This window comes from Labilibaculum manganireducens (genome assembly GCF_002843385.1).
GTDB lineage: Bacteria > Bacteroidota > Bacteroidia > Bacteroidales > Marinifilaceae > Labilibaculum > Labilibaculum manganireducens.
Genome location: NZ_MVDE01000003.1, coordinates 182,555 through 207,885, shown reverse-complemented (window position 1 = coordinate 207,885; position 25,331 = coordinate 182,555). Strand labels below are relative to the sequence as shown.

The following is a 25,331-nucleotide window of genomic DNA, read 5'->3' as shown; positions in this document are numbered from 1 at the left end:
GGTAAGTGGCATTTAAAACAGCAGATATTGATCTTTCGAGGGCGTAAGATCAATGTTTTCTATTTCCAGCAGTTTAGCCTTATTGGATAGTCCTCCGGCATAACCGGTAAGTTTCCCGTTTTTTCCAATAACCCGATGACAAGGAATTATTATAGGAATAGGGTTTTTAGAATTTGCCATTCCGATTGCTCTGCACGCAGAAGGTTTATTTATAGCCAAGGCAATATCCAGATAAGAACACGTTTTCCCATATGGAATCTTCAGAAGTTGATTCCATATTTGTTTTTGAAAAGCGGTTCCGTCAGGTGAGAGTTTCACATCAAATGTGGTTCGCTCATTGGCAAAGTAGGAAATTAATTGATCGGCAACCGTTTTCAATTTATTGGAATCTTTAATCCAATTTGGTTTTATTCCATTTGATTGATTCCCTTCATCAAACTGAATCTGTTTTAAACCATTATCATCTGCAACAAGCAACAAATTACCCACAGGAGAAGGAAGAATATCGTAGTAGATCATATCAGTTGATTTAGAAAATAATGATGTATTAGTTCTTGTCAATGTACTAAATATTATAAAGAACAACACGGAATGTTGCTTTCTGTGCTGTAAAAATAATTAATCTGATAATAAACCATTTATTACTACTGAAGAGCAGAAGCATCCGAATAGAGGAGGCATATAGGAAATGGTACCTACATTTGATCTTTTATTTTTGCTTTCAGCGAGTATAACTGCATTTTTAGATACATCTTCCGGGGAAAAAACGACCTGTACGCCTTCGTGCACTCCTAATTGGTGAAGTTTTTTACGAAGCATTCTAGCCAATTTGCAGTTATATGATTTTGAGATATCAGTAATTTGAATTTTCGTTGGATCCATTTTTCCTCCTGCACCCATTGCACTCACAATTTTCAGATTGTTCTGTAAACTGTGGTAGATGAGAAAAATTTTTGGAGCTAAAGTATCTATTGCATCCAAAACATAGTCGTACTTTTTTTCTCGCAAAACTTCAATCATTCTCTCGTCCCGCAGGTATTCGTTAAGGATGTTGAGTTTTAAATTTGGATTGATATCCAAAAGACGTTCGCCCATTATTTTTGCCTTATCTTTTCCAAGATTGCTGATACTTGCCGGAAGTTGACGATTAAGATTTGTAATTTCAATATCATCGCCGTCAACAATGGTCATTTCTCCAACTCCGGCACGGCATATTTGTTCAGCCGCGTAAGCTCCAACACCACCCAGTCCAACAACAAGAACATGTGCATTTTTCAACTTGTCCAATTTGTCATTACCAAGAAGCAGTTCTGTTCTGCTAAGCCATTCTTTATTCATAATCGATTAAAACAGGTCGTAAAATTTGATAGTAATTCTTTTTTCAGATCCTCTATTTCAAGGTTTTTTATCGTTGCTGCTTTTTTGTATAATTCTTCAATATCTGTATCGCTATCATCCGTTTCGAGAAATATTTTTTTTGCAGGAAGCATTTTGAAAATGTGCCGCAGATTCTCATTAATCAGTAAAGCCTTTCCAAATGAAATATAACATCCCAATTCTATTAAATCCTCGGCAATCTGCAAGTTCTTAACAAATCCATGAATGATCCATGGAAGTTTAGTATTTGTTTTTTTACGTATGTTGATTATTTCGGAATAACACTTTACACAATGAATAATTACCGGTTTATTAAATTGATCCGCTATCTGCAATTGTTTCCAAAATACTTCTTCCTGAATGGAAAGAGCCGTTTCGGTCATTCGATCGAGCCCTATTTCTCCTATTGCTAAAACTGACGGGTATGAAGCCAGATTTTTCATTTCATTCAATGCCGAAGGAATGTTTACTGACTTAATTGCCCATGGATGAATTCCTGCAGAATAATATACCGTTTGGCTGTCTAACAGTTGTTCTTCCTGCTGAATTGATAGGATAGAACAAACATTGGACTGATAACTACAGTTATGCGTATGGATGTCGATATAAGGCACCATTGACAAAGTCATTTTTTTGGCAAAAATACAAATATTGCTGATTGATCCAAATTTCGTGCTTTAAGCAGGCAGTCTCGATAGTATAACGTTTTAATAACTTGTGCTTTGAGTAATAGGAAGTGTGAATTTGTTTAATTTAGAATAAAAAATACACCGTAAGCCTTGCAAAAGCAGAGATTCTTCCTTAGCTTGCGAGTAATAAGAGAACGTTCTTTGGAAATAAGATAATAGCATACCGCATTAATTATCGATTGTTAAACTCAACATTTATAAGATACCGAGAAAGCTACATGCTTGCTAAAGCGGGCCCCAACCTTCGGGTTGTTTCGGCACAGGGGATACTTGATCAGGCTGGCACTCAAATCCTGTCATTAAGGAGTTTAAAATCCTATTAATTAGTGCGGTTTTTTTGTGCTTTTTTTTTATGTTTTAATTGTGCAAATCCACACATAATCAAGTTGATGTAACTCAATAGTCTTTGACTGAAGTGTTTTATATTTTTGAAGTTTTTTCTCGTTTTATGAGGTATTTGGTACCTCCTGCATAAAAGTTTAATTCAATAACATTCCAGCAAATTAGTTTCACTAATATCCGTTCTGCCTTGTAGCGACTAATTTTTGCAATTCTGCAATATTGATTGAGACTAATCTCTTGATTACGATTAAGGTATTCCATTAAAACGGCTTCTGTTTCGGTGTATTTTAAATAGGTTCCGATTGGTTTTGATTTTCGTTTCCAAACTTCAAGAAGAACTTTGTTTACCAGAATATTTTCATCGTCTTTTCGCAGGTATGCCAACCATTTTCCTTTTTCATTTTCGGCATAATGAGGCATTTTTTCGGAAGGTGGTACAGTGATTTCCAAAACATTTTTTCCGCTTATTTGCCAGACTTTGCTCTCGAAAGTAATTTTAGGACGACTGTACATATCAGCAGCCGCTTTTATCATGTGGAATTCTTCTTCTACTTTTGCTCCGGCAATTTTCCCATTGTCTTTTACTCCAATAAGTAATTTTCCCCCGTCGGTGTTGGCAAAAGCAGATAATGATCTGGCAATTTTTCGGGAATCAGTAATGCAGAATTTAAAATCCTGCTGCTGATGTTCTCCCTCACGAATTAATTTTTCTATATAGTGAACCATAGCTAATATTCTTAAATAGGGTTCGAATTTCGGTTTGTTCTATTCAAAAATGATTTTCATTTCGCATCGCTGGCACTGAAATTCAAGTTTGTAGCGATTTTTATTATCAACAAGATACAATGGTTGATTTGTTTTTTGTCCGGTACTAACCTCCTTGTTGCACATACCAAATTCATGACGCAAACAATGCTTTGTGGTCATGATTGTTTTCCCTTTGAAATTGGATTGCAGTTCAAAACCTTTTTCGATTTTTTCGACCCCACACTTGTGATAAAACTCTTCGGCCTTACAATTGACCACATTACCCATATAATTCAGGTTTTTTGTATGATATTTGGGATGCGAGATTAACGCTTTCGTTTTGGGTTGTTGAAATGCATTAAGCCGATTCTCAGTTAAAGAATCAAGAACCTGCCGGCGCAACTCATTAAGCACTTTGGCCTGAACAAAGGGTGCTTCGGTAAAGTTGGTTTCAATGGAATTGATCGAGTAGATTGAATCTCCCGATTTCGATAATTGATTTTTAAGATTAGTAATTGCCATTTCAGCATTTCGGGCCAATTCAAACTCTTCCTTAAATTGAACCGAAGCACTAATGCCGTCTTCATCTGCAGCAAATAAGGTCAGAATATTTTCTTTAAATTCCAGAAAAAGATCTGCTGAAATTCTTCTGATAGAGTTGTCTCTTTTAAGAGTTTTGGCAAATTCATGATCGTTATTACGATACAAAACAGCACCTTTAACCAGCATGCTCATTTCATTTGGAAATATCTGTTTCCCTTTTACTCCATTTACAAGAATTCCTTTTAACAGCTTATTGTGATTAAAAAAGCAAAGACCATCACCATTGTGAATTTCAAATTTGCTGTCAATTATAAAATGATCTTTACGGATGTCAACAATCTTACCAATTTCTTTTCCTAATGATTTTGGCGTATGGAAATTTGCAATTTCGGGAATTCTACCTGTAAAAAAGTAGTTTGTAAATCCCCGGTTAAAAGTTCTCTCTAAATCCGGTTCAAAGTTTGGATTGACTGTCCCCGACGATGCTTTTTCAAACTCTTGTTTCTTTGCAAAAACATCATCTAATTCTTTTCTGTAATAGCTTGTAACATTCTTTAGATAGGAGCTGTCTTTTAAACGCCCCTCAATTTTCAGAGAGCAAATTCCGCTTTCCACCAATTCTTTCATATGAGCGGAGAGATTCAGATCTTTTAGAGAGAGCAGGTGTTTGTCTTTCGCAATTACTTTTCCTTCTCCGTCAACCAAATCGTATTTCATCCGGCAAGCCTGACTGCATTCTCCGCGATTTGCAGAGCGTCCGCCAATAGCATGAGAGAAGTAACATTGACCACTTAGAGAAACACATAATGCGCCGTGAATAAAATATTCAAGTTCTGCCGTGGTATTTTTGCGGATTTCTTTAATCTGATCCAGGGAAAGCTCCCGGGCAAGAATAATTCTTTTAAATCCGACTTGCTCCAAAAATTTAATCCGATCGAGATCGTAATTATGAGTTTGTGTGCTGGCATGAAGTTCGATAGGTGGAAGATTCATTTCCAGAACTCCCATATCCTGAACAATCAGAGCATCAGCCCCAAGTTTATAAAGTTGATGAATCAGCTCTTCAGCTTCTTTTAATTCATGGTCATATAGAATCGTATTCATCGTGATGAATACTTTCGCCCGGTATTTATGAGCATATTTAATCAACTCCCCAATATCTTCGAGAGTATTTCCTGCGGCGGATCGGGCACCAAATTTAGGTGCACCAATATATATAGCATCAGCTCCGTAATTAATGGCAGCCATTCCTGTTTCCAGATTTTTGGCTGGAGCTAATAGTTCTATTTGTTTCATGTGTCTGAAATTGTTTAAAGATGTCAGAAGGAACTTATCTTGATTAAATAATCATGCTCAAGTATGAGTTAACAATTATTAAATTACGGACGTTTCATTCTTTTCAAATTTTTAGCGAAGATACGAACCAATCTTGAGATCAATAGAAATTCAACTTGATTGTTTTCTTGCTTAGTGATAAATAGCAACTATAAATTCATTTATACTTATCTCTAATATTTCTTTTTTTAGAAATCAGAATCTTATTTATATCTTGATTAAATAAAAATAACGAAAAAGAAGATGAATAAAAATACATTATTGACTCCTTTTGCGATTGGTAGAATCGAATTGGAAAATAGAATGGTAATGGCTCCAATGACCAGAAACAGAGCCGGAGAAGGAAATGTTCCGACAAAATTGATGGCAGAGTACTACAAACAAAGAGCAGGAGCAGGTTTAATCATATCAGAGGCGAGTCAAATATCACCTCAGGGAATGGGTTATCCGGCAACGCCTGGAATTTACAGTAAAGAACAAGTGGATGGTTGGAAACAAATTACAAAAGCTGTTCACGATAAAGGCGGGAAGATATTTATTCAACTATGGCATGTTGGGCGGATTTCGCATCCCGATTTTCACAATGGAGAATTGCCGGTATCACCTTCCGCTATTCGTCCGGAAGGACAGGCATTTACGTATGAGGGACTGAAAGATTTTGTGACTCCGAGAGCTTTGGAAACAGAGGAGATTGCAGCCATTGTGGAAGATTATAAAATGGCAGCTAAAAATGCGAAGGATGCAGGTTTTGACGGCGTTGAAATTCATGCAGCAAATGGTTACTTAATCGATCAGTTTTTAGAAGATAAAACAAATCACCGAACCGATAAATATGGTGGAACGGTAGAGAATCGAGCTCGTTTTCTGTTTGAGGTTTTAGACGCAACACTGCAGGTTTGGGATTCTTCATCGGTAGGTATTCGTCTTTCTCCCAGTGGTTTGTTTAATGATATGGGAGATTCGAATCCAACATCAATTTTTAATTATGTGATTGATAAATTGAATGCATATGATCTTTCTTATTTGCATTTGATTGAATCATTGATTCCTCTTGATAACCATCCGCAATTGATTAAAGATGTAGCCGGTTATTACGGGAAACAGTACAGGGGCGTTCGAATGGTGAATGGAGGATTTACGAAAGAAACAGGTCATGAAGCAATTGCTTCGAAAAAAGCAGAATTGGTTTCTTTCGGAGTACCCTATTTAGCCAATCCGGATTTAGAAAAACGATTTGAACAAGGTGCTGGATTGAATGCAGCTAATAAAGAAACTTTTTACGGGGGTAACGAAGTTGGATATACCGACTATCCGGCTCTTGTATAGATTTTAAAATTAAGAGGGTGTCTAAAAAGGTCAATCTTATTGTCATTCTGAGCTTGTTGAAGAATCTTTATCTTTGAATAACAGATGTTTCCACTTCGCTCAACATGACATTTTCAAATAAAACTTTACTTTTCGGACACCCTTTTTTAGATTTGATTCAAGGCTTTTTCGAAAATGCTGATTAATTCTTCGATTGGTTCAGTGCCGACTGATATCCGAACCAATTCCCAGTTGATTCCCTTTTCGGCAAGTAGTTTTCGTCCTTCTTTGGTCTTAATTAAATCGAAATGAGCCAAGTAAAAATAAGGCATTACCAAAGTGAATTCTGTGCCAAGACTTGGACCTTTTGGAAGTTCAAGAGCATCATAAAATTTTTCAATCGAGCCATCAAATTCAATAGAAATTAATCCGGCATAGTTGTTTTCCTCTTTCTCAATTTTCGAATAGTTTGCTGCGTTTTTTTTATTGTGCGACCAATTAACGGTTTTTACTGCAGGATGGGATTCGAAAAAAAGAGCCAATTCGAATGCATTTTTTCGAATGGATTTAACTCTCGATTCCATACCTGAAATTTGAAATGCAATTCTTTCCAAATCTCTTCTGTATAATTCTTGTTGGTAGGGCTTTAAATCAACCAAATTGTTCTTTGTCCAGTTCGAATTGGGATTTGGAACAACACAACCAGCCATAACATCAGCCATTCCAGATGCAAATTTTGTGAGGCTTTCTACGGCAAAATCGCAGTAAGGCAGATAATTCATATTCACGCATGTTCCAATGGTTCCATCCACAATTAAAGGGATATTGAGCTTGCTTAAATTCGTATATAGAAAAGGCAAATTGGGAGTATGAAGAAAAGGATTGGTTGGAATTTCGGTAAATACTGCGGCAATTCTCTCTTTGTTAGCTTCAATTACCAACAGTAATTCTTTCTCGTCATAAACAGAGATTACCTCAAAATAAGATTCACTGTACTTTCTCAAAATATCTATGGTATCGGTGTATAACCAACCATATTGGATGAAAACAGTGGCTTTTTTTAGCTTTTGAATTTGATTAATGCCCTCAAAAAGAGAATATATCGCATTCATTCCACTCGAAAATAGTTCAATGTTTTGATTCTTATCTAGCAGGAACTGTTTTTGGAGTTCTTGTTTAACGTGCTGTTCCGGATTAGTAGAAAGAATTTCCTCTTGATGCGGATTGTTTATGAGTTTTAGCTTGAGTAAGAAATCTTCTAATTGTCTTGAAAAAACTTTGTGCCCGGTATGTTGAATAAAGTCGCATGCTTTTTTAAAAGCAGGATTTTGCGAATCAACAGAAATGGTGAAGATTCCATTTAATTCATATTCCCTCAAATCAAGTTCAAAAAAACTGCTTACAAGCTGACAGGAAGATTTTGATGGAAACAGGAAGACATGTTTCTCTTCGCTAATTGAAAAATGAGCCTTAAAATATTCAATAACCATTGTTTCGTAGGGATGACAAAAAAAGCGGGGATAGCCTGTTTCCATGCAATTCCGCCAGTTATTCTTATTTTCTTCATAGGAATAGACATCCTGAATAGTTGGAAGACTAACGGAAATAGCGTGAACATTGTTCGGTGGAATCGATTTTCCGCAAGCTATGTTTCGGAATGGGTTTTTAGCCATGCATTTTTCCATTAAATTATTTAAGTGCGTTTTCTAAATCTTCAAGCAGATCATCGATGTGTTCCAAACCAATGGATAATCGAACTGTGGATGGGAAGATTCCAATTGCTTGCAGATCCTCTTTAGAAAAGGATGCGTGACTAATTTTAGCGGGAATTTCAATTCGTGAATCTGCAGTTCCGAACGAGGCTTTTTCTCCAAACCAGCGAGTGGAAGCGACCAATTTTTCAGCCGTTTCAACATTCTGCATGTGAACAGTGAGTACGCCGGGGAAAATTTTCATTTGAGATTTTGCCAATTCATGCTGCGGATGATTTTTGGAACCCGGATACACCAGCTTATTCACTTTTGGGTGTTTCTCCAAATAGTCAGCAACCTGAATTGCACTTTGTTCATGATGCTTGAGTCGTAAGGGGAGAGTAGGTATTCCCAATGAGATTAAAAATACATCAAAGGGATTTTGGGAACGGCCTTCGGCATTGGCAAAGTAGGCAACCTTTTCGCCATCTTCCTCCGATTTAGAGACCAAGGCACCAGCAACAGTACTTCCATGTCCTGAAATGTACTTTGTAGCGCTGAAAACAGAAAAATCAGCTCCCAGATCGAGTGGTTTCTGAGATGCAAATGTTGCGAGACTGTTATCAACGGCAAATTTGCTTCCATTATTTTTGGCAAGTCTCGCCAATTCTCTTAAATCAATAATTTTCATTCCCGGATTGGTGGGCGATTCACAAAGAACTAAATCAAATTTTTCTGTTTCCAGTAAGTTTTGAATTTCCGAAAGATCAGTAAAATCAGCAAAGAAAACTTCTACATTGTATTTGTCTTTATATACCTGTAAAAGTCGGTAAGTGCCACCATAACAATCTTTTTCAACCAAAATTTTACTGTTTGCTCTCAATACAGTTTCAAAAAGCAAGGCAATTGCTCCAATCCCGGTATGAGTGCACGAACAAGATGCCCCATTTTCAGCCTTGGCAAAAACCGTTTCCAAAGCATCTCTTGTTGGGTTATCAGAACGGGTGTAATCGTAAATTTTAGATCCGGATTGTTTTTTCAGATCAAAGGTAGCTGTTTGATAAATGGGCAGGTGCGAGGCTCCGTATGGATCGTATACGCCACCCTCCTCAGCCAAATGAGCAAGTAAAGTTTCAATATGCATTCGTGAAAAATTGATTAATAGTTATCGGCTTTTTATTCAAAAAAACTTGCTTGTTTTTATTGTGGTTGCAGCAGGAAATTTAAAAGCTTATCACAAATTTAACTTTTCGGATGAAGAATTGCTTCTGAAAAGCAAAAAAAAGATGTATTTGTCTTTAATTTTGATTGGAGATAAAAAAAAGAGCCTTTGGGCTCTTCTGTTTTATTCTGTGATTTCTATCGAATATGCAGCACTAAATGTTTTGCCCGAATCAAGAGATTGAATGATTTCTTTTTCAGAAAATTCCCGGCTTGAATCATAGCTGTCGGCGATTCCAATCCAAGGTTCAATGCAAACATAGGGTGCATTTGGTTTGGCCCAAAGTCCAAGATATGGGAAATCATCAAGGCTGACTTTTAAGGAGAAATTTGAATTCTTACTTCTTAATTTCACAAAGGAGGATTTTAGATTTTTAAAAATCAGAGCATCCTTTGCGAAAAGATCTGGTGCAAGTTCGATTCGATCATTTTCATCTAAAATCAATTTTCCTTCCTGGCCAATAAGTCCATTGTCGACGATCATCCAAGTGTGCGCAGTTTCTTTTCGCTCAAATTCAAGATAGTAATCCGAGTACCTTTCACCTTCCTTTAACGGACATGCAAAAGCCGGGTGTCCACCCAGACAGAAAAGCATACCCTTCGAGCCTGTGTTTACAACATCATGTTTTACATGTAATTTCTTACCATCCAATATATAATGAATGTAGAATCCAAATTTGAAAGGATAAAGTTTGCTCGTGTTTTCATTTGATTTTAATACAAAACAAAGCTCATTCTCTGATTTGCTGTGCAATTGAACATCTTCATTGTTTCGAACGAATCCATGCTTGGGCATTGGATACTCTTTGCCTTCATGAATGAATCCATCTTCTTTCAGACAGCCGATAACCGGGAATAGGTTAGGAGCGTGGCTTCCCCAAATTTCAGGATCGGCTTGCCACATAAATTCTTGATTTGTAGAAATCGATTTGATGCTGCAAAGTTCAGCTCCCTTTTCAATTACCTCAATTTTAAAGAATTCGTTTTGTATGCTGTATTTCATTTCGCTATTCTGTTTTGTGCGTTTACTAATATTAAAAAAGGATTTCGAAACCGAAATCCTTTGATATTATTGGATTGTATTATATCATTTCAATGTCTTCTTTTTTCAGCCAACCTTCATTGCCATCGCTGAGAAGAATGTTTCGCCAATCCTGCAACTCTCCAATTACTTTAACTTTTGTGCCTTCGTGCAGTAAGAACAATTCGGTGCCGCTTTTATCAGGAGAACCTTTAATAGTAACACTAGGGCTAACAATAATTGCATGCTCACGAATATTGATTTCATCCGTTTTTTTTGATGCAAAAGAATAAGTCATGATTGAAATGCCAAAGGCAAAAAAAGCGAAGAAAAAACCCAGCTTTTTTAGTCCTGATTTATTGCTGTACAGATAAAAACAGGCAAAAGTAAGCGTCAGTAAGAAAAATAAAATTGAAAAGTAAGACCATATATCAGCCGAAAAACTATTTCGAATTCCGGAAAACCATCTTTTTATAAATATTTCGGGCAAAACATCAAACTTATCTAATACATGTTTACGGGCTAAGTCTAAATTGTACTGAATATCCTTGTCGTTAGGAGAGAATAATAAAGCCCGTTCATAGTTTAAAATGGAAGAAGAGATTTCCCCTGTTTTGTAGTAAGCATTTCCCAGGTTAAAATAAATTTCCGGAGCTTCTAAATGAGTATCTAAAACAAATTCGTAAGCTTGAATTGCTTTCTCGTATTCTCCGTTTTTATACATCTCGTTGGCCTCAGCAATTGGGTTGACCTGAGCCCAAACCTGAGTGCTTAGAAATATGGCGAGTATAAATTGTAATGCTTTTTTCATCTGTTTATAATTTTTATGCAATTGTCAGATGTAACTTACCTTGATTAAATAATCATTCTCATGTATGAGTTAATAATTATTTAATCATGGACGTTTCATGCTTAATTCGATATTACACAATCAATCTATTTTATATTTTTCTCTAACTTGGTGATTGTATCCATGCTTGTCTGATACAACTCATCCATTTCCGACGATCCGGCCGAGGGAGAATACCTTGCAAACTCGCAGGTGTCCAGTATGCTTAGAAATTCATCCTTAAGTTCCAATTCAACTCCTTTACTAAGCAAAATTTCACTAATATTTTCTTTATTCAGATTCTCCAATGGTAAATTCAGCTTATCGGAAGTATATCCCCAAATTGCTTTTAGAATTTCATCGTAAAACTGATCCTTCTGTTTTGCTTTTAGACTTGCCGAAGCCATTTTTAATCTTTTCATCGCAACGCGGTTGGCGCGTTTGTTTTTTAATTTAGCGGTGTCGGCATTTTCTTTTATTCGTTTTCTGTTGAATACAAATGCTAAAACAAACAGGAAGAAAGGAATGATATACGCCAAATAGAAATTTGTGGTTCCAAAGAAAACCTCGCCTTTTAATTGAGGTGTGAAATCGTTGGTTTTAATATAGCGGATATCTTTTCCGAGAAACTTCACCTTTTCTTTTGTAAAGGAGCTAATGATAGTTCCTGAATTATCTCCGTCTCCCTTTGCTACTTTAACGGTAAATTTTTTGGTAGAACGTGTTCTGAATATTTTTGCTTTGGGATCGAAGAAGCTGAAATCAACTGACGGAATCTCATATTCACCAGCATGCCGGGGAATAATTAAATATTCAAATGTGGTTGAGCCACTCATTCCTGCTTCTGAGCTTTTTAAATTCTGCGATGTTTTTGGGTCGTAAACTTCGAAATCGGCAGGAAAGTTAAATTCCAAAGGTTTAATCAACTTCAGGTTTCCGTTGCCTTCTACTTTTACCCGCATGGTAATCGCATCATTCGCTTTCACTGAATCTTTATCGATAGTTGTAGACAAAGTGAAATTTCCAACGGCACCATCAAAACTTGCAGGTTTGTTGGATGGAAAGTCTTTCACCTTGATTTTTATAGGTTTGCTTTTACGGGGCACTCTAATGTCCTGATAATTATCAAAGAAATCATCGAAGAAACCACTTCGTTTGTTTGCCTGACGCTGACGAATGATAACCTCTAATTCAAAAGGATCAATTGTAATTTCACCGGTGTGCTGAGGAAAAAGAATTAATTTACGGATGATTCCTGTATTGTAAATGGTACCATTGATGTTTTCTCTTTCTAAAGAAATTTGCCCTGGGGTTGGTACTTCCTGACTTAAAAAACCGTCAAACGAAGGGAATTTAGAATCACCAAATCCAGCAATGGTAAGTCGTGTGTATACTTTAATGGTTGCAACAACGTGCTCACCCATATAAACATTATTCCGATCTAATTTTACTTTAACAAATAAATTGTCTTCTGTGATTTTTTGGCTTGATGCAGAGTTTTGTGATTGTTTTGAACCGGTATCCTGCCGTGTTTTATCGACCTTAACGACTTCAATGGTTAGTGAATTTGATGTTTTTTTCTCACCATCAACAGTAATTGCTGCAGGTTTTATCTCAAATTTACCTTCTTCTTCAGCCAAAAGAACATAGGTGTACGAATAGGATGAGCTGGAAGTAACTTTTCCATTAATAATTTGCGTACTCATGCTGCTTGAAGTAGAAGGCCCCATAAGAACCCTAAATCCATCAAGTTCTGGAATTTGAATGTTTTTACCCTTGCTGTTAAGGGAATAGGTTAAACGAAATTGTTCGCCAAGTTCCACTACATTTGGAGCCGAAGCAGTAAATTTAATTTCATCGGCAAATACCGATGTTGTAATTAAAATGACTGTTACTAATGAGAGAAGTAGTTTCTTCATCTGTATCATATTGTATTTCAGATGTTATAAATTCAATTAAATAGTTGGTTAAACAGATTCGCAAATTTACTGATTAATCAATTAGGAATAGTCAATTTGAAAGATCAATTACCAATCCTTTTTGATTTTGGTTCTTTTTGCTTTTTGAGCAACCGCTTTAGCTTTTTGTACCTTTTCCTGAACCTTCTTTTCATCATTTTCAAGAGCTTCCAACAAGCGGTTGGCATCCTGTTCAGATATCTTATTTTGCTGTTCCTCAGGATCACTTTTCTTTTTATTCTGATCTTCAGGTTTATTTTTCTGATCTTTCTTGTCCTGATCTTTTTTATCCTGATCCTTGTTTTGATCTTTTTTGTCTTGATCCTTATTCTGGTCTTTTTTATCCTGATTTTTGTTCTGGTCCTTATTTTGATCCTGTTTCTTCTTCTTTTCTTCCTCTTTCTGTTTCATTTTTTTTGCATATTCCAAATTGTATTTGGTTTCTTTCGAATTTGGAAAGTTACGAAGGGATTCTTTGTAAGCCTCAATACTTTCATCAATTTTCCGGTTCATCAGAAGAGTATTTCCAATGTTGTGGTAAATTTCTCCGAGTTTTTTAGGATCCTTTTCAGTGGCCGTTAGTGCCTGGTACTGCTTTAATGCTTCATCATACTTCTTTTGTTTGTACAAGGCATCTCCCAAATTAAAGCCGGCCTCATACGAATTGATTTTTTTATCAAGCGCTTTTCGATATTCTACTTCCGAGTTTTCATATTCATTCCCCTCGAACAATCCATTGCCCTTGCGGATAAATTTTCGCTCCTTTTGTGCCAATGCATCCAAACTAAAGAGGCAAAGCAGACCGATGAATAATGCTATATATTTGTTCATAATAATCAGAATTGAGTTCTATTTCGATGGTTTAAACAAATTGATATCTTTTAAATGGCGGTTTTTACGTTCCAGAACTAAAAATTCCAGAAAGAGCAGCAACAATCCTATGGCAATAAACAATTGGAATTTTTCGTCGTAAGCAGCATATACTCTCTGCTCCAGTTCCGTTTTGTTCATTTTATTTATTTCACTAAAAAGGGCATTTAAACCAGTTGTAGTATTGTTGGCTATCACCGGTTTTCCTCCCCCGGCAGTAGCAATTTGTTCAACCATTTGCTGATCCAATTTTGATATTACAATATTACCCTTTTCATCCCGTCTGAAATCCCGGGATCCGGGACTTACAGGAATTGGAGCACCTTCCGGTAATCCCATGGCAATAGTATGTACTGTAATTCCTTTATCGAAAGCTGCTTTTGCCGCCGAAATTGCATCATCCTCATGGTTTTCACCATCAGTAATTACAATAATAGCTTTGCTGGCCTCACTATCGGGAGTAAAACTGTTTGCAGCTAAGTTTATTGCCGCACCAATTGCAGTTCCTTGTATGGGAACAATATCAGTACTAATGGAGGACAAGAACAATTTTGCAGATGCATAATCTGTTGTTATCGGCAATTGAGTATATGCCTCGCCGGCAAAAACGACCAAGCCAATTTTATCATTATTCAGTTTGTCAACCATTTTGGAAACAGCTCGTTTTGCGCGTTCCAATCTATTGGGTTGAATGTCTTGTGCCATCATCGAATTGGATACATCCAGCGCAATGATAATTTCTACTCCTTTTCTTTTAATGGTTTGTAGTTTTGAACCAAATTGGGGTCCCGCAAGACCAAAAATGATAAAACTTAAAGCCAGCAACAGAATACCGAACTTGTAAAACGGTCGGGTAAAGGAAGCGTATGGCATTAGCTGCGAGATAATATTCATCTCACCAAACTCTTCAAGAGCTTTCTTTTTTCTTGAATAACTGATCCAATATATAATTACAAGAATTGGAAGTATCAGAAATAAGTATAGAAGATCCGGATGATCAAGTCGAAATTGATTCATTGTTCAATGATTTTCTGTGTTCAATTAATATCAATTACGGAATGTTCCGCAATATTGAATTACGCAAAGCAATTTCAAGAAGTAAGAATAAAGCGGCAAGCAACGCAAAAATTAAGTATTCCTCGCTTTTTGTAATGTATTGTTTCACCTCAATTTTACTTTTCTCCAACTTATCAATTTGTTCGTAAATTGCTTTTAATTTATTGTTGTCAGTTGCCCGAAAGTATTGACCACCTGTCATATCAGCAATTTGCTGCAATACTTCTTCGTCAATTTTTACAGGCATGTTTCTCATACTAATACCAAAAGCCGTTTGAATAGGGTAGGGAGCCATTCCCATGGTGCCGATACCAATTGTGTAAACTCTTATTCCAAAGGTTTTTGCTAATTCTGCAGCCGTAATAGGAGCAATCTCTCCCTGATTGTTTACTCCGTCGGTTAAGAGAATAACAACTTTCGATTTTGATTTGCTGTCCTTTAAACGATTCACCGCATTGGCTAACCCAAGCCCGATTGCTGTACCATCTTCAATCATTCCACTTTGGATGTCGTTGAAAAGGTTGATTAAAACAGCATGATCGGTTGTTAAAGGACATTGAGTGAAACTCTCGCCACTAAAAATTACCAATCCAATTTTATCATCTTCGCGGCCGGTAATAAAGTTCACTGCCACTTCTTTTGCCGCTTCCAATCTGTCCGGTTCAAAATCGCGGGCAAGCATACTACTCGAAATATCAAGCGACATAACGATGTCAATTCCTTCCGTAGTTACATCTCTTCGGCTATTGCTCGATTGCGGGCGGGCAATAGCAAGCACTAAAAATACTATTGCTAAAACCCGAAATACAAATAAAGCATGCCGCAAGTAATATTTGTAGGTTTTGGCACTTGAATGAAAGCTTTTTGATGTTGACACCTGAATACTTGCATGAGCATTCTTGTCCTTTAAGATGTACCATGCAATTAATGGTATCAAAAGGATCAGCAAGTAAAAATATTCAGGATTTGCAAATTCTATAGAACTCATACTTTGTATTTTCAAAGTTTACTTTTCTTCCTTTTTTGTTTCTTCCACTGCAATAGATTCTTTTTCCTCTTTAGCAGGAGCTTCTTCTACAATGGTGGTTTCAATAATTTTGTAGGCAAATTTCAAACTTAGTTCATTTTCATCCTGAAGGGGGGTGAATTTAGCGAATTTGGCTAAATCGGCACGTTCAAGAATGTCCTTCAGTTTGGCATGCCAGTCTGAATTTACCTCCATAGCATTTACTGCTTTTAATATCTCATCAGTAGTTGATTCCTGAGTTGATAGTTGGAAGCGTTCATCCAAATAATACCGGATTGTATCAGTAAGGTCAGAATGAAACTGTTTCACCTTTCCGGTTTCCCAAAGCTTTTGTTTTTTGATCTCATCCAACTTGCGTAAGGCAATAATATGAGCCGGTTCGGCTGGTTTTGCTTTAACGAATAAAGGTTGGTTTTTCTTCCGCTTACGCAGATACAAAATCAATAAAACAATTAATGCTGCAACAATCAATCCACCAAATATCCAGGGAGCAATTTCCGCAAAAGCGATTGGTGTATGTATTGGCATTACAATGTCAAAATTAGCCTTGCTGGTATCAATATCGAAGGTTTTTACGCCCAATAACATTGTATCCGTTCGAATGATATTCATCAGATTTTCGTCATGAATCTTGAATTCAAAAGGATTCATTTTGTGAACACCATCATTAAAAGAGGTAATCAAAAAGTTTTTATTCACTTTAATATTTCCATTTTCTAACGGGATAGTATCCTGAGGAGATTGTTTTATGATCTCGACTCCCGAACCAATGCTGTCCATAAATACCGGAAACTCTACCCGAAGACTTTTTGGCTGTTCTATGGAAAGTAAAAGGTTTATTTGATCACCAATAACAATAACATTGGTATCGAGTTGTGCGCTGTAGTTAATCCCTTTTTCTTCTTCCTGAGCAAAAGACGAGAAGGAGGAAAAAGTAGCTCCCAATACAATTGCAAATGCGACAAGTGCTTTTGTCAATAGTTTATTTGGGATGTTCATTCTATTTGTCATAGTCGTCTGCTTCTAAAATTATTGTCCTCTTCGTTTAAATAAGGCAATTAAGGATCTCACATAATCCTGATCGGTTCGAATATTTGCCACATCTACACCAGACTTTTTAAATGTTTCGGTAAGCAGAGTGTCTTTCTCACGCCACCATTTGGCGTAGTTTTCTCTTACCTTTTTATTCGAAGTGTCTATCCAACTGTATTCGCCTGTTTCCGCATCCTTAATTTTAATCAATCCAATTGATGGGATTTCCTGTTCGCGTTTATCGAATATTTTAAGAGCTACAAGATCATGTTTTTTATTGGCAATCGTTAATGCATTTTCAAAATCTTCATCAATAAAATCTGATATCACGAAAGTGGTGCAGCGTTTTTTAATAACCTGTGTAAGGTAGCGTAAAGCATTGCCAATATCAGTATTCCGATGTTCCGGTTTAAAATCGATCAGTTCACGAATGATTCGTAGTATATGAGACTTACCTTTTTTAGGCGGAATAAACTTTTCAATTTTATCCGAAAAGAAAATCATCCCAATTTTATCGTTGTTTTGAATGGCCGAAAAGGCAAGCACAGCGGCAATTTCTGTAATCTGATTTTTCTTTAGTTTGGAGATGGTTCCAAATTCACGGGAACCACTCACATCAATCATCAGCATTACGGTCAGTTCACGCTCTTCTTCGAAAAGTTTTACGTAAGGTTGATTGTAGCGGGCGGTTACATTCCAGTCAATATTTCTGATGTCATCACCATATTGGTATTCCCGGACTTCGCTGAAGGTCATACCGCGTCCTTTGAACGCAGAATGATACTCGCCGGCAAAAATATTTCGGGAAAGACCTCTGGTTTTGATCTCTATTTGCCTGACGCGTTTTAATAATTCACTAGTTTCCATAGCTAATTACGAATTGAGAATTACGAATTAATAATTAAATCGTGGTAATCATGAATTACAAATTGAGAACCTAATTTGTAATTCATAATTCATAATTGTTACGGTACTTCAACGGTATTCAGTATTTCACTAATAATGTTCTCACTAGTGATATTGTTTGCTTCAGCTTCGTAAGTCAATCCAATTCTGTGACGAAGTACATCATGGCAAACTGCACGGATATCTTCAGGAATTACGTAACCTCTTCGTTTAATAAAAGCATAAGCTTTAGCCGCTGAAGCCAAACTGATACTGGCACGTGGCGATCCGCCAAATGCGATCATATCCTTGAATTGTTCCAATCCGTAATCGGCAGGGAAACGGGTTGCAAAAATGATGTCTACAATGTATTTTTCAATCTTTTCATCCATATAAACATCTTTCACTACGTCACGCGCCTTGTTGATGTCTTCCGGTTTTAAGATTTGAGCTGCTTTTGGAAATACCTTCAAAAGATTCTGACGCATAATTAGCTGCTCTTCATCTTTTTTAGGGTAATTGATCACCACTTTCAGCATAAAACGGTCAACCTGTGCTTCCGGCAGAGGATAAGTTCCTTCCTGCTCAATCGGATTTTGAGTGGCCATAACCAAAAACGGTTCTTTTAATTTATAGGTGGTGTCACCAATGGTGATTTGTCGCTCCTGCATGGCTTCCAATAAAGCAGCCTGTACTTTTGCCGGAGCACGGTTAATCTCATCTGCAAGAATAAAGTTGGCGAAAAGAGGTCCTTTTTTTACTACAAATTCTTCTTTTTTCTGACTGTAAATCATGGTACCCAACAAATCGGCAGGTAACAGGTCAGGAGTAAACTGAATACGACTAAATTCAGCTTCTATGGTAGTTGCAAGTGTGCTGATTGCAAGTGTTTTTGCCAGTCCGGGAACCCCTTCCAGTAATATATGACCATTCGAAAGTAATCCTATCAATAAGCTTTCAACAAGGTGCTTTTGACCAACAATAACTTTGTTCATTTCCATAGAAATCATATCCACAAAGGAACTTTCTCTTTGGATACGTTCATTTAGTTCTTTGATATCAACTGTTTGGATCATTAGAAATATATTTAATTACTTGAAAAATTTACATAAAAAGAATCTGATTTTTCAGAAAACCTTTACAAAGATAAACCTTTGAGCGTTTTATGAAAATGCATGCCCGTTAAAAATTGTTAATGGTTTTAGCAAGCAACAAGTGACAAGCTCCAAGGAACAAGTATCAAGTGACAAGTAACAAGTAACAAGGAACAAGCTCCAAGGGACAAGGAATCCAATTGTTCATTATTCCGTTCCTTTGTTCTTTCATTTTCGGACTTGCTAAAAATGCTTACTTTTGGGGAGAATCAGAAAATACTATTTAAATTGAAGAAACGATATTTTATTCGCCTAAGTTATAAAGGAACAAACTATCATGGTTGGCAGATTCAGCCGAATGCAAGTTCTGTTCAGGAGGAACTGAATAAGGCCTTGTCTACTATTTTAAATCAGCCAATAAATGTGGTTGGCTGCGGAAGAACGGATACAGGTGTGCATGCCAGCGATTTTATGGCTCATTTCGAGGTGGATGAAAACTGTCGGTTCGATTGTGAAAAACTGGCTTTTAAGCTGAATCGCTTTTTGCCTCATGATATTGCCATTCGCGAAGTGTTTCGGGTGAAAGCTGATGCGCATACCCGTTTCGATGCTATTTCCAGAACTTATTATTATAAAATTACCAAGCATAAAAATCCGTTTCGAATGGAGTCGCACTGGAAAAATCAGCATGAGTTGGATGTTGCAGAGATGAACGAGGCGGCTAAAATTCTGTTCGAATACATCGATTTTACAAGCTTTAGCAAGTTGCATACCGATGTGAAAACCAATAACTGCAGGATAGCAAAAGCAGAATGGACTGAAACTGATGATGAATTGGTATTTAAGATTAAGGCTGATCGGTTTCTTCGTAACATGGTTCGTGCCATTGTTGGGACTTTGGTTGAGGTAGGACGTGGAAAAATGGATTTGGCTGGTTTTCGTGAGGTGATTGAAAGCAGGAATCGATCGAATGCGGGTTCTTCGGTGCCAGGCCATGGCTTGTTTCTAGCTAAAATTGAGTATCCGGATGGTTTAAGAATAGAAGATGTGTAAGCCGCTGTTTTTATTTACCGATGGAAGTGTAAATCCGCAATCTAAAATTGGTTTTGGAGCCATTCTTCTTTTACAGGATTTGAATGTCTCTCTGAATGAAGCTAAAACTCTGGTAAAACTGAATCGTTTCGAAAATACTTCTTCTACAAAACTGGAACTGCAGGTTTTACTGTTGGCTCTGAATGAAATTGATTCGGACAATTGCCATGTAATTGTGTATACCGATTCTCAGAATATTATTGGTTTGCCTGCGAGGAGAGAGCGTTTTGAAAAAAATGGCTATTGTTCCAAAAATGGAAGGCTCATTGCGAATCATCAATTGTATCAGGAATTTTACGGACTGACCGATAGTTTGCAATGTGAATTTGTAAAGGTGAAAGGGCACAAGGTTTCGGGTCAGAAAGATCAGGTTGATCAATTGTTTACATTGGTGGATCGAGCTTCGAGAGTTGCGTTGAGGGGATGATAATTATGAATTATTATTTTTGTACTTATCGTCCTCTTCATTTATAGGAGCCAGCAAATTTTTGAAAACCAGAGTGCGAACGGGAGTTGCCAACGAAGAAGTGGCTCAGGCAAATTTGCGAAAGCAATACGAATTTAATTACCTGGATGCTATAAAGATATTTGGCAAAACTTTTGCCAACCGCTTGCTCCCGCAAACTGTTTCGAAGAAAAAAATTGAGGCAGAATTGCTTGCTGCTGAAGCATAAGCTCTCAAAAAAAAGAAAAGTATGCTGTGTAAGTTTACATGGCATACTTTTCAAAACGAAAACAGGCTTTGTAAACTTGCACGGCATACTTTCCAAAATAAAAATGGCTCATGTAACATTACATAGCCTATTTCTAAAACAAAAAATAGTCCATGTAAGATAACATAGCCTATTTCTAAAAATAAAAACAGGCTGTGTAAGATAACATGGCATACTTTTCAAAACGAAAACAGGCTTTGTAAGATAACACAGCATACTTTTCAAAATAAAAACAGGCTTTGTAAGCTTGCTGAAGGTGTTTGATAAAATTTGAATGGTAAAAGTATTTGGTTGAAAGATTTAAAGCATGTTACGAACTGGTGTTTATGGGTAGGTGAGAAGAAGTAACAAAAAAAGACCACTTGGGGTGGTCTTTGGTCTTGGCTAGTCTTCCAAAAAATGAGTAATGTTTCTAATTTTACCGACTAGAATGTGCGGTAGGTGAAGTAACTGGTGGGAGTTTGCTTGATTAGGCTTTATTCATCAAAGTGTTTTTTAATTTTTAGTTATGGTAAATTTTAATCATATTTTTTACGAACTTAAACTATTTTTCCATGCCGACGATAGTATCATAGTTTTATTGGATTAGGATTTCCAGAATCAAGATAATTGACTAAATTTGCTGATAGAAGAACAAAATGAGTCAAGCTGATTACATAAAGGATATTGCAAGGTTTGGTCTTGAGAATGATCAAGATCAACTTTTGGAAGTATTGAGTAAATTGATAGAGCATTCACGGCAAACTAAAAAAGTGAACTTGGCTTTACAGTTACAATCGATACTAAAGGAAGGGTTACGCGCACAACAAACTAAGGGTTTAGCGACTGTAGGATCCAAAAAATATTATTTAAAAGAAGATGATCGTGCATTAAATGAATTGATCATTGAAAAACTTACTTCAGATTATTCTTTTGAAAATTTAGTTTGTTCTGCTGGCATCAAAGAGGAATTAACTTATTTCGTTCAAGAGCATCGTGATATTGAATTGCTAAACAAATTCGATTTACCTGTTTCAAACCGTATTCTTTTTCATGGCCCATCGGGTTGTGGAAAAACATTGGCTTCATACGTACTAGCCGGCGAGTTGGATATGATGATGTATGTGGTGAATTTAGGAGCCATTGTTTCTTCAAAATTGGGTGAAACCAGTAAGAATCTATCGAAATTATTCAGACAAGCGGCCAGTGAAAATTGCATTATTTTCTTCGATGAGTTTGATTCTATTGGTAAAGTAAGGGATTATAGTCAGGATCATGGCGAAATGAAACGTGTAGTTAACACTATTCTTCAGCTCTTTGATTATTTACCTCAGAATAGTATTGTTATTGCTGCGACCAATCAGATGCAAATGATTGATGAAGCTTTATTGCGCAGGTTTGATATGAAAATTAATTTGGGCTTACCTACCAATGCTCAAATTCAAGAGCTGATTGAAAAAACTTTGGCTAAATCACCCTTTAAATTTCGCACCAAAAAGGAACTGTCTGAAATTATTAAATTATCAGAAGGATTATCCTTTTATTTGATTCAAAGATCAATCATAACAGCTATCAAAAGAACACTGTTTGGTTTAAAGGATTTAGAAAAACCTAATCTATACCTTGATTCTGCAATTTTAAAAGAGTTAATCTTAAAAGAAAAAGTCTAAACTTCTGCTTCAAGGTCGGCTTCTGCTATTATTTCGAGGGTATTTATTGCATCAAGTTTATGGTAAAGTTGTCCAGATAGGGTGTTGTTAACTTTTTTCTCCTCAATTCTTATTACTAATGAAAATGGATGTGGATTTAATTTAATTCGGTTTAATATTTCTGGATCTATATCTTTTTTACAGGTGCATCGAACCACAATATTCAACTCGTTTTTGATTTCGTTTAAATCTTTAATTCGAAATGGTATGGATAGTTTTTGGGTATTAGAAAACATTTTTGAACCAATTGGAGAATAGTCTTCTGACCAGGTTATTCCAGTTTTAAATTTACGGTTAGTGTCTGCTTCTTCCACACGGTTCTTTAGTTTTGGATCTCGATCTTTTTGTTGACTTGTGTAACCTGCGATTAAATCTATACTTTTTGATAAGTCATCATCAACAGGATTAAAAAATGCAAAGCTTATATGGATTGGATTATAGGCCAGGAAATTATTGAAAATTGGATCGAAACTATAACATAAAGTTGCAGTAATGTTTGCAACTGATTTTTTTTCTTGATTTGAAAGCTTATTGAGATATTTCGGAATTTTTAAAATTAGTCCCTTATGGGAATCTACTTTAATCGATTCTTCTACCACTAGAGTGGCAGAGTTTTCATTTGAATAGAGTGCTTTTGTTTGATCTGGTAAACCGTTACCAGTTAGGTATTTAAATAATCTGTCTTTACTAATAATTCGCGATAATTTGTTTTTCTCGGAGTTGTTTAGTTCTTCTATTAACTTTTTAAATTCCTCTCTTGCAAAATCATCTTTTATATTAATAATAAGTTCATCCAGAAAGTTTGAGTTATAAGATAAACCCGCCGAATTAATTAACAGAGCCTTTATGGATTGAGCTTTTAACTCTGGATATTTATTCAAGATACGAGCAGCAATATTTGTAACCAATGGTGCGGCATTACTGGTGCCGTGTGATAATTCTGTTAATTGACCAGCTCTTGTTGAAAGCACTTCCATGCCTGCTGAACTTGCGATCGCATCACCTCCAGGAGCTACCAAATCAGGTTTAAAAAAGTTTTTATTCATAATAGACTGCGAAAGGAATACACTATTTACCTTTTCAGCGAAATTCAAATGAAATTTCTTCGAGTAATAAGCAGGTAATTCTTTGGCATACGTTAAATCACTTTCATTATCATTTAGATTTTCAGCTATTGCTCCAACAGCGATATTGTTATATGATTCTGACGGTGAATGTATATTAGTTCCAACACAACAATGTTGTTCCGACTCCTTATATGGATTAAAAAAATGATTGGGATAATCATGTAAGCTATTCGGATTATCTCTCATATATTCGATATCATCAGGACTCAAATTGCCTGTTGCTATAATGAATAAGATATCTAGTTCAAATGACAATTTATCAAGAAGAAAAGCTTGTTTAGATACAGTTTCATTATATAACTTGCAATTAGAATCAGTAATTGATAAGTTGAAAACACGAACTCCAATCGCACTGGCTTCTCTTATTACTTTCTCAAAATCAATAAGGCTATAGTTTCCGTTTGAATTTTCTAATACCTTAATTGGAACAAGTTTTATTGGAGAATGAAAATTATTTGTTTCGTTTTCATAGTATTCTGTTCCCAATGCTGCTAACATAGCAATACCTGTTCCATGTCCATCAGTATCAATGTATGGAGAAGGATCACCGACATTTATAATGTCGAATTGATGATTTTCAATAATATTCCGTAGAGGTGAATTTTGATGAATTCCTGTATCAATTATTCCTACTAACGTTGTATTTTCAATTGGGAATATCTCAAAATCGGGTCTTCTTTTTTGCCAACCATATCGATTAGGACCTGTTTTGTAGGTGTGACTTTGAACTTTGTATATTACATCAAAGTTGTCGACAATTTGTTTGTTTAATTCTTCAGTCGTGTTTTTTAAGACTAAAAGTGAATAATCAAGTTTAATTTCATAATCAAATTCAATTCTTAACAACTTTTCTTGTCTAAGGAATTCATTTAGAGCTTTTTCTATATTGTCTGATTTATTTGGGAGCTCAGTATTGCTAATAATTTCAGCAACAGCTTCTTCATTGCGTGTAAATTCAAGTATTCTATCAGAACTTAGTAATTCAAATTGATCAATGTGAACTAATAAATAATAATCTGTCTGAAGGGGATTGAAATTGGCTTCTGTGTCAATAAAGAATCTAATATGTTCTTTAAATATTTCAAATGCATCTTCATCTACAATTGCACAAAGGACAACCTTATTAAAATATTCAAATTTAACAGCAGATAAACCATAGGTGGTTCTGATTTTTTTTTGAAGATTAGGATTGAATACACCATGAGTGTATAATTTTACGTAATCAATATGCGCTGGAATATCGATCGTTCGATTCTGATGCCTTTCTAAAATATGTCTATTAAAACTTCGAAGGTTGTTTCGTAACGTTTTTTTCTTGGATTCATAGGGTTTTATCTCAATTTCTTCTTCCTCTTCATCATTTTTCTTCTTCGATACAACCATTCCTCTTTTAGGAAACCTTTCAATTGTTCGTATTTGGTTTTTTAGTAGTAAATGAGGTTTATTGTTATCTGCCATGGTCGTTAGTCTTTGGGGAATTTTTTATACTGCGTTTCCAAAGTTATGAAAGGTACGCAGATTAACAAAAATACCCGCAGTAAAGTTTGCTTTCAGAAAAAAAATGAGATTACTGTAATTATTGGCGGGCGAATTCTCAAACTTTTGGGCGGGCAGCCGGAAATTGCGTTTATCAATAGTAAAATAGCAGCTGCATTTGTATTTTTCATGATGCGTTGAAACAGACAGCAA

General features: G+C 36.0%; 22 protein-coding genes. 5 read left to right on the top strand and 17 right to left on the bottom strand.

Going from position 1 to position 25,331, the window contains the following annotated elements; all coding sequences use genetic code 11:
• Positions 1-12: 12 nt before the first annotated feature.
• The 5 genes from BZG01_RS03580 to BZG01_RS03560 all read right to left on the bottom strand — a co-directional run bounded on the left by BZG01_RS03580 (position 13) and on the right by BZG01_RS03560 (position 4,994).
• Positions 13-519, bottom strand: coding sequence for a methylated-DNA--[protein]-cysteine S-methyltransferase (locus BZG01_RS03580; RefSeq protein WP_101308454.1), 507 nt, complete (start codon positions 517-519; stop codon positions 13-15).
• 99 nt (positions 520-618) lie between these two features.
• Positions 619-1,338, bottom strand: coding sequence for a tRNA threonylcarbamoyladenosine dehydratase (locus tag BZG01_RS03575; RefSeq protein WP_101308453.1), 720 nt, complete (start codon positions 1,336-1,338; stop codon positions 619-621).
• Positions 1,335-2,006 (bottom strand): TatD family hydrolase, encoded by a 672-nt coding sequence (locus BZG01_RS03570; protein ID WP_101308452.1) that lies wholly within the window; start codon positions 2,004-2,006, stop codon positions 1,335-1,337. Before BZG01_RS03570 ends, BZG01_RS03575 begins: the two co-directional genes overlap by 4 nt.
• A 480-nt stretch (positions 2,007-2,486) precedes the next feature.
• Positions 2,487-3,134, bottom strand: coding sequence for an AlbA family DNA-binding domain-containing protein (locus BZG01_RS03565; protein WP_101308451.1), 648 nt, complete (start codon positions 3,132-3,134; stop codon positions 2,487-2,489).
• Between the two features lie 39 nt (positions 3,135-3,173).
• Positions 3,174-4,994, bottom strand: a complete 1,821-nt coding sequence (locus BZG01_RS03560) for a peptidase U32 family protein (RefSeq protein ID WP_101308450.1) — start codon at positions 4,992-4,994, stop codon at positions 3,174-3,176.
• A 282-nt stretch (positions 4,995-5,276) separates the two neighbouring features.
• Here BZG01_RS03560 and BZG01_RS03555 point away from each other — a divergent pair, with 282 nt between their 5' ends.
• Entirely contained in the window at positions 5,277-6,359 is a 1,083-nt protein-coding gene (locus tag BZG01_RS03555; RefSeq protein WP_101308449.1) for an alkene reductase, read from the top strand.
• A gap of 146 nt (positions 6,360-6,505) precedes the next feature.
• On the opposite strand, the gene BZG01_RS03550 is transcribed toward BZG01_RS03555, so the two are convergent.
• The 11 genes from BZG01_RS03550 to BZG01_RS03500 form a co-directional block, all read right to left on the bottom strand.
• On the bottom strand, positions 6,506-8,011 hold the full coding sequence (locus tag BZG01_RS03550; RefSeq protein ID WP_180327193.1) for a PLP-dependent transferase: 1,506 nt from the start codon (positions 8,009-8,011) through the stop codon (positions 6,506-6,508).
• A 16-nt stretch (positions 8,012-8,027) separates the two neighbouring features.
• Positions 8,028-9,173: a trans-sulfuration enzyme family protein gene (locus BZG01_RS03545; protein ID WP_101308447.1), complete on the bottom strand. Its 1,146-nt coding sequence runs from the start codon at positions 9,171-9,173 to the stop codon at positions 8,028-8,030.
• A gap of 201 nt (positions 9,174-9,374) precedes the next feature.
• Positions 9,375-10,253, bottom strand: a complete 879-nt coding sequence (locus BZG01_RS03540; RefSeq protein ID WP_101308446.1) for an aldose 1-epimerase family protein — start codon at positions 10,251-10,253, stop codon at positions 9,375-9,377.
• 79 nt (positions 10,254-10,332) lie between these two features.
• Complete coding sequence (locus tag BZG01_RS03535; RefSeq protein WP_101308445.1) at positions 10,333-11,082, bottom strand: tetratricopeptide repeat protein; 750 nt, start codon at positions 11,080-11,082, stop codon at positions 10,333-10,335.
• 125 nt (positions 11,083-11,207) lie between these two features.
• Positions 11,208-13,019 (bottom strand): BatD family protein, encoded by a 1,812-nt coding sequence (locus BZG01_RS03530; RefSeq protein ID WP_101308505.1) that lies wholly within the window; start codon positions 13,017-13,019, stop codon positions 11,208-11,210.
• Positions 13,020-13,127: 108 nt separating this feature from the next.
• On the bottom strand, positions 13,128-13,889 hold the full coding sequence (locus BZG01_RS03525; RefSeq protein ID WP_101308444.1) for a tetratricopeptide repeat protein: 762 nt from the start codon (positions 13,887-13,889) through the stop codon (positions 13,128-13,130).
• Between the two features lie 18 nt (positions 13,890-13,907).
• Complete coding sequence (locus BZG01_RS03520) at positions 13,908-14,945, bottom strand: vWA domain-containing protein (RefSeq protein ID WP_101308443.1); 1,038 nt, start codon at positions 14,943-14,945, stop codon at positions 13,908-13,910.
• Positions 14,946-14,979: 34 nt separating this feature from the next.
• On the bottom strand, positions 14,980-15,972 hold the full coding sequence (locus tag BZG01_RS03515; RefSeq protein WP_218972994.1) for a vWA domain-containing protein: 993 nt from the start codon (positions 15,970-15,972) through the stop codon (positions 14,980-14,982).
• An 18-nt stretch (positions 15,973-15,990) separates the two neighbouring features.
• Positions 15,991-17,022 (bottom strand): hypothetical protein, encoded by a 1,032-nt coding sequence (locus tag BZG01_RS03510; protein ID WP_101308442.1) that lies wholly within the window; start codon positions 17,020-17,022, stop codon positions 15,991-15,993.
• An 18-nt stretch (positions 17,023-17,040) separates the two neighbouring features.
• Complete coding sequence (locus BZG01_RS03505; protein WP_101308441.1) at positions 17,041-17,910, bottom strand: DUF58 domain-containing protein; 870 nt, start codon at positions 17,908-17,910, stop codon at positions 17,041-17,043.
• Between the two features lie 98 nt (positions 17,911-18,008).
• Complete coding sequence (locus BZG01_RS03500; protein ID WP_101308440.1) at positions 18,009-19,004, bottom strand: AAA family ATPase; 996 nt, start codon at positions 19,002-19,004, stop codon at positions 18,009-18,011.
• Between the two features lie 306 nt (positions 19,005-19,310).
• Between BZG01_RS03500 and truA the strand changes: the two genes are divergently transcribed.
• The 4 genes from truA (at position 19,311) to BZG01_RS03480 (ending at position 22,476) form a co-directional block, all read left to right on the top strand.
• Positions 19,311-20,075: a tRNA pseudouridine(38-40) synthase TruA gene (gene truA / locus BZG01_RS03495; protein WP_245870247.1), complete on the top strand. Its 765-nt coding sequence runs from the start codon at positions 19,311-19,313 to the stop codon at positions 20,073-20,075.
• Positions 20,068-20,541 (top strand): RNase H family protein, encoded by a 474-nt coding sequence (locus tag BZG01_RS03490; protein WP_101308438.1) that lies wholly within the window; start codon positions 20,068-20,070, stop codon positions 20,539-20,541. The genes truA and BZG01_RS03490 overlap by 8 nt, the downstream gene beginning before the upstream one ends.
• Before the next feature lie 61 nt (positions 20,542-20,602).
• Positions 20,603-20,788 (top strand): hypothetical protein, encoded by a 186-nt coding sequence (locus tag BZG01_RS03485; RefSeq protein ID WP_180327192.1) that lies wholly within the window; start codon positions 20,603-20,605, stop codon positions 20,786-20,788.
• Positions 20,789-21,465: 677 nt separating this feature from the next.
• Positions 21,466-22,476 (top strand): AAA family ATPase, encoded by a 1,011-nt coding sequence (locus BZG01_RS03480; RefSeq protein WP_101308436.1) that lies wholly within the window; start codon positions 21,466-21,468, stop codon positions 22,474-22,476.
• Here BZG01_RS03480 and BZG01_RS03475 read toward each other — a convergent pair.
• Complete coding sequence (locus tag BZG01_RS03475; protein WP_101308435.1) at positions 22,473-25,100, bottom strand: S8 family peptidase; 2,628 nt, start codon at positions 25,098-25,100, stop codon at positions 22,473-22,475. The two genes, BZG01_RS03480 and BZG01_RS03475, sit on opposite strands and share 4 nt — an antisense overlap.
• Positions 25,101-25,331: the final 231 nt, after the last annotated feature.